Raw genomic sequence first — 9,769 nt, 5'->3', positions numbered from 1 at the left:
ATAGCGTTCCAAAGTTTATGCTAGTCATGGGGGAAGTTTGATTTGAGAAGCTGGTAACTTTCATCTTCTTACTTCTCCCGCCTTTTTTCTTAATTCACATTAGGCGTAACTTATGATTTTATATATCGTCATGTTAAGTGTGAGTTATTAGTTTTTATAACCCTACGCAATACTGCCTCGTTTCCTTGCTTCTTTGTAAGAAGTGCCGATATTTTTTAACCCAGCTTTAATCATTTGTTTTTCCAGTAAGGCGAAGAATCGGGTTTTATCACCACCCCTGACTACTGCTTGGTTGTGGGCTTCAGCGATCGCCACTGGATAACCATATCCTTTCTGCACCTGTGCCAACATCAGCCCCAAGGCTTGGTCAAACATTTCTGTATCTTTAGCTACCCAGGCAGGCACTTCTATTCTGGCAATTTCTGTACCAACATGGACGTAGCAAAAGTATATAGTCTGGTCTTCGTAAAGGTCTAAAATCCGGGCATTACTCCGCCACAGAGTACCCCTTTGTCCTGGTTTGAGTTGGGTAGTCCACAATGCTGTATCCCGCAGAGGGTCAAATACTTTACACGGAACTTTTTCTAGTTGATTGGGGCAATAGCTGGCACAATCTGGTACAGGATGGGGACAAGCCATTAAACGTAAAAAATTCACTGCTTCCACATTACGGGAGGCGCTAACGTAACCCATGAGAGGAACTTGAGCAAGGCGCATTTGCTGCCAAGCTTCTAAAATGGGGGGTAAAATGCAGTTGCGTGCATCTACGGGCAACTGTTCTAGAAACCAGTAAATTAACGAACCATCCACCATTGCCAAAGTAGGCGGATGGGGGAGTGATGGGAATAAGGGAGTGGGGGGAGGTGGGGGAGAATTGCTTTGTTTTGTGTTTGCGGATTCTTTTTCGTGTGCGCTGCAAGCTAGTTCAGCTAAAACGATCGCTTCGCTGGAAGTGCGGCGAAAGCTCATCCATTCTTCGGTTCTGATTCCCCATTGACGGGACGCATATAAATCTTCTGGGCGGTAAAATACTTCTGGCAAACTATCCAGTATGGGGTAGCGGTTTTGTCCATAGTGGAGAACTACCCTACCGATATTTAACAGATAACAGTAAGCGATTTCGTGGTGACTGGGGGCAATTTGTGAGCCATCGGTGGCGATGACGGTATGCACCTTAGGGGGAATGGGAATATCTATGCAAGTGTTTAGGGGTTCGAGGGGTGTAGCATTAGCAAAGAGGATGCGATCGCGCCACTTTTCCTGACGTTCAACTAAATCTTGTTGACAATCAAAAGCTTTTTGCAAATTTTGTTGCGCCAACTCTAAACGCTGACGACTAGCCACAGCTTCTACGGATAGATGCTGACTTAAACCCTGCATTTGTCCCGCTAATTTCGTCAGATCAAGCATATTTTCGTCATTGGTCAGTTGTCAGTTGTCAGTTGTCATTACTCATCACTCAAAAGTCCATAGTTATTCTTCCCCTGCTCCCTTACACCCCTAAACCCCTAAACCCACCCAGGAAAATCTTTAGCAAACTGAGACAAGGATAATAACTGGATGCGTGGATCGCTTTGGGCTGCTTTTCTCTCTGGTTGGGTATTATAACCCCAGTCTGCCAAGAAAAGCTTGACATTTTCCAGGTCTGTTTGCTGTTGAACTAGCTGTAATGTTTTGAGTCTATCTTCCACAAACCATAAAGTCACAGGTTTATGATCTGCTGCTTGAATTAACTCGCGGAGGATTTCATATTTAGGACGCTTTACTTCTTTGCCAAAAATTGCTGCTGGTGGTAAATCCACTCCTTCCTGCTGCAATAACTTTTGTACAAACCGCCCCTCTTTAGTGGTGACAATATACAGCTTAATTTCACTAGCAACAGTGATTTTCAGTTTTTCGATCACACCCTGATAAAATCTATGCAGACTCAGCCAACCGTCTAAATCGTGGGTAATCCATTGATCACGCAAGCCATCTAATTTCGTAGCAACTTCTTTTGCTTGTAGCTTGTCATCTAACAAAATTTTTGGGGTAATACTTGTCCATTCCTGAAGAATCTGGTCATCGGAATTTCCATCTATCAAGGCTTTGATTAAAACAGGCATTTCCCAACCTGTTTCAATTACAGGCCGAAGACGATAGAACCTCAAGGCTAAATCATCTGGTGGTGTGTCGTTAGCAGGCGACCAAATTTGACAGTAAGTGCGCCATGCTACCTCAAAATATTCGATTAGTCCGTCGCAAATTACTCCATCAAAGTCTAGAGCTAAAATTGTGGGATTACTTGCGGTCATTGTTTAGAAAATGAATACTGCTTTTGTCAGCTTAACGTATTCATTAATTATTTTCTGTATAAAAATATATTAATAGGTTAATTTAATGCACCTATAAAATGTGGATTGGCGTTTATTCTTGGGTAGGTTGATCCCAATTCAAAATTTGACAGATACTACTAACTAAATCTGAGGGAAGACAAGGCTTAGTAATTACTCCTGCTACCCCTAAGTCTATTAATTGCTTTTGTTCGCTAGTTTGAGCTTTAGCCGTGACCATAATAGTAGGGATTTTACAGGTTGCAACACTTGCTTGTAGCTTTTTAAATGTTGTCGGCCCGTCCATGTAAGGCATCATTACATCTAGCAAAATGGCATCAAAATGCTCGGATTCTGCAATTGCTATTCCCTCACTACCTGAAGACGCTGTTAGTGTATCCCATCCGGCTACTGATTCTAACGAGATTTGAATAATTTCTCGCACACTATCTTCATCATCAATTACTAAGATTCGCTTGGTCATTTTTGTTACTTTTAGAAAATTTTATTCGGGTTGATATTTAAAGCAAAATAGGTTTTTCTGATTTATTAACAATAATATCCTAACTAGAGTTTGTGAATATTTTGTGAGGATTTGAAATCATATAAAAGATAAAATAAATTCTTGGGCAACCTCATGAATTGATATTCTTTCTAATTTAGCAACTGATATCATAATGTTATTGAAAACAGTTATTTTTGACTAAAAATAATTAATTTTGTAAATTTATATGGCAAATCAGGAATTAGATTGACTATGTACTACAGCACTATGATAAATCATTACAGTCACATCATTGTTGCTTTAGGTATTGCGTATAATAGATAGCTATAGATAGTTATAGATACAAAGTTGTACTTACTCACAAAATCCTCACAAAATTTATATAAATTACTAAAAGGCAATACATAGGAGGAAGACAGTTTTTAGAGCTAGTTTTCTTTCATAGAATGATGTCTATTAGTAACAAAACTGTTGTTATTCGTCTCCAGTAAGCATCTAGATGAGATATGAATAAACAAAAAATGGATACAGAACGAAAACCCACTATGCTTGCCAAATGCCAGACAGGAATTCAAGGATTAGATGAAATTACTTATGGAGGATTGCCGCAAGGAAGACCAGTACTACTGTGTGGTAAAGCAGGTTGTGGTAAAACCCTGATGGCAATGGAATTTCTGGTACGAGGTGCTACCTTATTTAACGAGCCAGGCGTATTTATGGCGTTTGAGGAGACTGCGGAGGAATTAACGCAGAATGTTGCTTCCTTGGGGTGGGATTTAGGAGAACTTATTAAAGAAAAAACACTAGTGGTTGACCACATTCAGGTAGAGCGCAGCCAGATTCAAGAAACAGGTGAATATGATCTAGAAGCATTATTCATTAGATTAGGTTACGAAATTGATGCGATCGCCGCCAAAAGAGTAGTCATCGACACACTAGAAGTATTATTTGGTGGTTTAGATAATGCGGCGATCGTGCGTTCCGAATTGCGGCGATTATTTCTTTGGCTGAAAACCAAGGGTGTCACAGCCATCATTACTAGCGAAAGTGGTGAAAATAGCCTCACCCGTCATGGTTTAGAAGAATATGTTTCAGATTGCGTTATCCGTTTAGATCAGCGTGTCGTTAATGAACTTTCAACTCGGTGGTTGCAAATTGTTAAGTATCGTGGTTCCAGGCATGGATCAAACGAGTATCCATTTTTAATTCAGGAAGATGGTATTTCTGTTCTCCCGATTACCTCTGTCGGCTTAGATTATCCAGTCACAACCGAATGGATACCTAGCGGTATTAAACGCCTAGATAAGATGTTGGGAGGACAAGGTTTCTTTCGTGGTAGCAGTATCTTAATTTCTGGTACGGCGGGAACTGGTAAGAGTTCATTTTGCGCTCATTTTGCTGATGCAACTTGTCAAAGAGGAGAAAAATGTCTTTATTTTGCTTTTGAAGAATCTCCGCAACAAATTATTCGCAATATGCGTTCCATTGGTATCGATTTAGAAACTGCTGTTAATAAAAATTTACTCAAATTCCAAGCCTTACGCCCGACATTTTACGGTTTAGAAATGCACTTAGTGAATATATTGAGTATAGTTAATGACTTTCAACCTGATGCAGTCATTATCGACCCCATATCTAACCTCACTTATGGCAGTAGTGATGTTCAGATGAAATCCTTTATGACACGCATAATTGATTATTTCAAAACCAAAAATATCACAACAATTTTTACAAATTTAACCGAAAGTAATAGCGCTTTTTTAGAATATACAGAAATAGGTATTTCTTCTTTAGCAGATACTTGGATACTACTACGAACAATAGAAAGTAATGGCGAACGCAACCGCTTAATTCATGTACTTAAATCTCGTGGTACATCACATTCTAATCAAGTGCGAGAATTTATTTTGACTGCTGAAGGATTACAGTTATTAGATGTGTACATAGGGACAGAAGGAGTACTCACAGGTACAGCAAGAATTATACAAGAAGCAAAAGACAAAGCTGCTGCTGTAGCTCGCCAGCAAAAAATTGAGCAAAAACAGCGAGATATTGAACGTAAACGTTTACTAATGGAAGCACAAGTTAAAGCAATAGAAGCTCAATTTGACATTGAAAAGAAAGAAATTGAAAGGTTGATTTCTATTGAAGAAACACAAGAAAAAGTCTTATTAGATGAAGAAAAACAAAGATTTTATTTGCGCCAATCTGAAACATAAGTAGAGATTTTTATTATGGATTTCTATATAAATTTCCAGTCTCAAAGTAGTCATACAGAAGAATTTTGGGAGTTACGGCTATATGTAGCTGGACAAACGCCCAAATCTTTAAAAGCATTTGCCAATCTGAAAAAAATTTGCGAAGAATACCTAGAAGGTAAATATCGCATCGAAGTAATTGACCTCATGGAACATCCCCAATTAGCTAAGGGAGACCAAATATTAGCTATCCCAACTTTAGTGAGAAAATTACCGGAACCTGTTAAGCAAATCATTGGAGATTTATCTAACACTGAAAAAGTATTAGTAGGTCTGGATTTACGTCAAGTAAATATCAACGAAGGATAGTTATGAATAATTCAAACCAAGCTGAAGATAGTTCTAATGAACTAATTATAGAATCTACAGCAGATTTTGAAAAAGCTTTGGCAAATATAGATGCACAAAAATATGTTTTGCGTCTATATGTAGCTGGCAATACCCTCAGATCCATGCGTGCTATTCAAATGCTGAAAAAAATCTGTGAACAATACTTAGCAGGACGCTATGAAATGGAAATCATTGACATATACCAACAGCCAGAAATTTTAGAAAAAGACCATATATTTGCTGTTCCGACTCTGATTAAAGAACTTCCTCTACCTCTACAAAAGTTAATTGGCGATTTAACAAATGTTGATAAAGTAATCATTGCTTTAGATATTGCTTGAAATTCTAAGATATAGCATTTATCGGTTTAGTGATTTACATCTCTTTGATATCAAAAGCTAGGGGTACATCATGTAATCGTAAATTATATAATTAAAAATTATTTATTGGTAACTAATATCCTCTAACTATAGTTGTGGGATGAAAATATATAAAAAAGTTTTTACATCAATAAATAAACTGCTTAATATAATTAATTACAAATCACGAATTTGCTCAGGGTGATTGCAGTGAAAACACACCAAGAACTTGAACTGGAAAATATAGCTTTACGTAATCAATTACAAGTCTTAGAAGAGACTTTTAGAGCTATTAGAATGGGTGAGGTAGATGCTTTAGTTGTATCTAGCACTCAAGGAGAACGAATTTTCACTTTGCAAGATGCTGATTATCCTTACCGTGCTTTTTTACAAGAGATGCACGAAGGCGCTGTGACTATAGATGAGCATGGAACAATTCTTTACTGTAATCATCCTTTAGCAGTAATGCTCAAAAAGCCACTAGAGAAAGTAATCGGCTCCAACTTAGAGGATTACATAGCACCACAAGAAAAACAGGTGTTTCAAGGATTATTTCAGCAAGCAACACAGGAATGTTGTCGAGGAGAAGTTTATTTAATTGCTGAAGATGAAACTCAAATACCTGTTTATTTATCTTTCAAGCCATTGCAAATAGATGAAGTAGCGGTTACTTGCATAGTAGTAACCGACTTAACCGAGCAAAAACGTAATGCAGAGATTGTGGCGGCGGAAAGACTAGCAAATTCTATTCTAGAACAAGCAGGCGAAGCAATCATTGTGTGTGATCAAAATTGGCAAATTATTCGCGCCAATCAAGCAGCACAGCAACTGTGTGGTCATAATCCATTATTTCAACAATTTGATGTGTCGTTTCCATTGCAATGTAATAATTCTTGTGGCTATCAAAAAATAGAAGAATGTTTGTTTATTGATAAATCAGCAATTTGTCAGAAAAAACAAGAAATATTTTCACTATTTAGCTTGCTGCAAGGTCAATTTTTTCAAGGAGTAGAAGTATTATTAAAATACGAAGATGGCAGAGAATTTTGTTTACTGTTGAGTGCTGCTTCATTATTAAATTTAGACAAGCAAATTATTGGTAGTGTGGTGACGCTGACGAATATCACCGAACGCAAACAAACAGAAGAAAAAATAGCACAGATGGTAATCCGTGAACAAGCTGCTTGTGCAGAAGCGGAAGCAAGCAAAAATAGATTATCTAATATATTAGAAAGTATTAGTGATGCTTTTTTAGCTGTCGATAATAATTGGTGCTATACCTACGTTAGTCAAAAAGCAGCAGAAATTTTTGGAAAAGAACCACAGGATTTAATTGGTAAAAATATTTGGCAAGAATATCCCGAAGAAGTTAGACAGAATTTTTATGAAGCTTGTAACCAGGCTTTTACTGAACAAAATTTGATTCAAGTAGAAGAATATTATTCATCGAGCCAACGCTGGTTTGAAAATCGCATTTATCCTTCTGTGGAAGGTATATCAATTTTTTTAAAAGAAATAACTAAAGAAAAACAGACTGAGATTGCTTTGCGAGAAAGTGAAGAAAATTTAAGGTTAGCTTTAGAAGCTTCTCAGATGGGAACGTGGGATTGGAATATTCTGACTGACCATCTCAAATGGTCAAGCCGTCAAGAGCAATTATTTGGTCTAACTCCAGGTACGTTTCCAGGTAACTACGAAGCTTTTCTCGCCTGCGTCTACCCAGAAGATAGAGAAGCAGTTAACCAAAAAATAATTGATACCAAAGACAATAAAGCTGAATATTATGTGGAATATAGAGTGATTTGGCCTGATGATAGCATTCACTGGATTGGGGCTAAAGGAAAATGTATCTATGATGATGAAGGCCGAGGAGTACGAATGATTGGTACTTGTTTGGATATCAATCAGCGCAAGCAAGCAGAAGCAATTTTACAACAATCAAAGGCAGAATTAGAAATCAAAGTCGCAGAGAGAACTGCTGAATTAACTAATGTAAATCTCTATCTATATAGATTAATTACTATCTTAGAAGAGAATATTAAATATCAGCAACAAATTGACTCTCAACTGTGCGAAGCTGAACGTCGCTGGCGCAGCTTGTTAGAAAATGTGCAGTTGTTAGTTGTAGGGCTAGATATTACAGGTAAAGTTGAATATATTAATCCTTTCTTTTTAGAATTAACTGGCTATTCTCAAACAGAAATTTTAGGTAAGAATTGGGTTGAAAATTTTATTCCGCAGCATCAGCAACAGAATGTACAGAGTTTTTTTGAAGAAATGCTAGAGCAAGAATTAAATCTTCATGAGCAAAATTATATGCTCACTAAATCTGGAGAAGAGAAATTTATTGCCTGGAATAATACTGTTTTACGCAATTCACAAGGCGTAATAGTAGGTACTATGAGCATTGGTGAAGATATTACCCAAAGACAAGCATTAGATAAAATCAAAAATGAGTTTATCTCGGTTGTTAGTCACGAATTACGAACTCCCATGACTTCAATTCAGGGAGGTTTAAACTTGTTAAAAACTGGTTTAGTAAAGCTCGACTCTGAAAAGGCTCAGCGCATCATTGAAATTGTTTCTGAAAGCTCTGAACGCCTAGTGAGACTGGTAAATGATATTTTAGATTTAGAAAGATTGCAATCTGGGAAAATCACTTTAAATAAACAAAAATTTAATACGGCTGAATTATTAACAGCAGCCACAGATTTGATGCAATTAATGGCTAATAAAGCTGGAATTAATTTATCAGTTTTACCACAATCTATTGAATTGATAGCTGATAAAGACCGGATTATCCAAGTAATAACAAATCTACTGAGTAATGCAATTAAGTTTTCACCTAAAGGGTCTACTGTGTTTATGACAGTAGAAGAAGTCAAAGGAAAAGATGGTCAAAATTCAAATGTTTTATTTAAGGTGCAAGACCAAGGAAGAGGAATTCCTGCTGACAAATTAGAAACTATTTTTGAGCGGTTTCATCAGATAGATGCTTCAGATTCCCGCAAGCAAGGTGGAACAGGTTTAGGTTTAGCTATTTGTCGTAATATCATAGAACAACATAACGGACAAATCTGGCTTGAAAGCTCATTAGGATTAGGTAGCACTTTTTACTTTACTCTACCTTTGTAGACTTCTACATTCGGTATTAAAATTCCATGTTTCGGGCTAAATAATAATGCCAATAGGAATAATCCCGAAACTACTAGAACTATAGCAGGGCCGGAGGGCAAATTATAAAAGTAGCTGAGATACATACCGCTAATACTAGAAAAAACACCAATTCCTGCACCTAAAATCATGACTTGGTGTAGGCGTTTAACTAATAAATATGCAGTGGCTCCTGGTGTAATTAAAAGTGATAATACTAAAATTACGCCTACAGCTTTCATGCTGGCGACAATTGTTAAAGAAATCAGCAGCATTAAACCAAAGTTGAGCTTATTTACTGGTAAGCCTGCGGCTTGAGCGCCTAAAGGGTCAAATGTGTAAAATAGTAGTTCTTTATATAATAAAAAAACAACTATTAAAACAATAGTTGCAATAATAGCAGTGTCTCGTACTTCGTCAACAGTAACACCGAGAATATTACCAAATAGAAAATGATTGAGGTCGATTTTATTATCTTTTTGAACAATAGTAATTAGGGTAACACCAAGGGCAAAGAATGCAGAAAAAACTATACCCATCGCCGCATCTTCTTTAATTGGCGATCGCGTCTTAATCCAAGCGATCGCTATTGTACTCAAAACCCCGGCAATAAACGCCCCAACAAATATATTAGCGCCGATCATAAAGGCGATCGCTAGTCCCGGCAAAACTGAGTGACTAATAGCATCACCCAACAGCGCCAATCTTTGCACCATCAGGTAACTACCCACAACCGCACACAACAAACCCACTAAAATCGCAATCACAAGCGATCGCTGCATAAAGCCATACTGCAACGGTTCAATTAATGCTTCAAACATATTTTGCAATAGTCAATAGTCAACAGTTTTC

General features: G+C 37.3%; 8 protein-coding genes. 4 read left to right on the top strand and 4 right to left on the bottom strand.

Features of this window, described 5'->3' with window-relative positions; all coding sequences use genetic code 11:
* Positions 1–162 precede the first annotated feature (162 nt).
* The 3 genes from H6G18_RS21910 to H6G18_RS21900 form a co-directional block, all read right to left on the bottom strand.
* Positions 163–1,410 (bottom strand): DNA double-strand break repair nuclease NurA, encoded by a 1,248-nt coding sequence (locus H6G18_RS21910; protein WP_190409207.1) that lies wholly within the window; start codon positions 1,408–1,410, stop codon positions 163–165.
* Between the two features lie 98 nt (positions 1,411–1,508).
* Positions 1,509–2,294 carry an HAD family hydrolase gene (locus H6G18_RS21905; RefSeq protein ID WP_190409206.1) on the bottom strand — a complete coding sequence of 262 codons (786 nt, stop codon included), beginning with the start codon at positions 2,292–2,294 and terminating at the stop codon, positions 1,509–1,511.
* A 112-nt stretch (positions 2,295–2,406) separates the two neighbouring features.
* Entirely contained in the window at positions 2,407–2,796 is a 390-nt protein-coding gene (locus H6G18_RS21900; RefSeq protein WP_190409205.1) for a response regulator, read from the bottom strand.
* Between the two features lie 527 nt (positions 2,797–3,323).
* Here H6G18_RS21900 and kaiC point away from each other — a divergent pair.
* The 4 genes from kaiC to H6G18_RS21880 all read left to right on the top strand — a co-directional run bounded on the left by kaiC (position 3,324) and on the right by H6G18_RS21880 (position 8,899).
* Positions 3,324–5,036, top strand: a complete 1,713-nt coding sequence (kaiC, locus tag H6G18_RS21895; protein WP_190409204.1) for a circadian clock protein KaiC — start codon at positions 3,324–3,326, stop codon at positions 5,034–5,036.
* A gap of 15 nt (positions 5,037–5,051) precedes the next feature.
* Positions 5,052–5,384 (top strand): circadian clock KaiB family protein, encoded by a 333-nt coding sequence (locus tag H6G18_RS21890; protein WP_190409203.1) that lies wholly within the window; start codon positions 5,052–5,054, stop codon positions 5,382–5,384.
* A gap of 2 nt (positions 5,385–5,386) precedes the next feature.
* Positions 5,387–5,746 (top strand): circadian clock KaiB family protein, encoded by a 360-nt coding sequence (locus H6G18_RS21885; RefSeq protein ID WP_190409202.1) that lies wholly within the window; start codon positions 5,387–5,389, stop codon positions 5,744–5,746.
* Between the two features lie 228 nt (positions 5,747–5,974).
* Positions 5,975–8,899 carry a PAS domain S-box protein gene (locus H6G18_RS21880; protein WP_190409201.1) on the top strand — a complete coding sequence of 975 codons (2,925 nt, stop codon included), beginning with the start codon at positions 5,975–5,977 and terminating at the stop codon, positions 8,897–8,899.
* Here the strand turns inward: H6G18_RS21880 and H6G18_RS21875 are convergent.
* Positions 8,878–9,738, bottom strand: coding sequence for a metal ABC transporter permease (locus H6G18_RS21875; protein WP_190409200.1), 861 nt, complete (start codon positions 9,736–9,738; stop codon positions 8,878–8,880). The genes H6G18_RS21880 and H6G18_RS21875 overlap by 22 nt on opposite strands.
* Positions 9,739–9,769 lie beyond the last annotated feature (31 nt).

The sequence above is a fragment of the Anabaena subtropica FACHB-260 genome, from assembly GCF_014697105.1.
Taxonomy (GTDB): Bacteria; Cyanobacteriota; Cyanobacteriia; order Cyanobacteriales; family Nostocaceae; genus Trichormus; species Trichormus subtropicus.
Note: the sequence above shows the minus strand (reverse complement) of the source record. Positions and strands in the feature narration are given on the sequence as shown.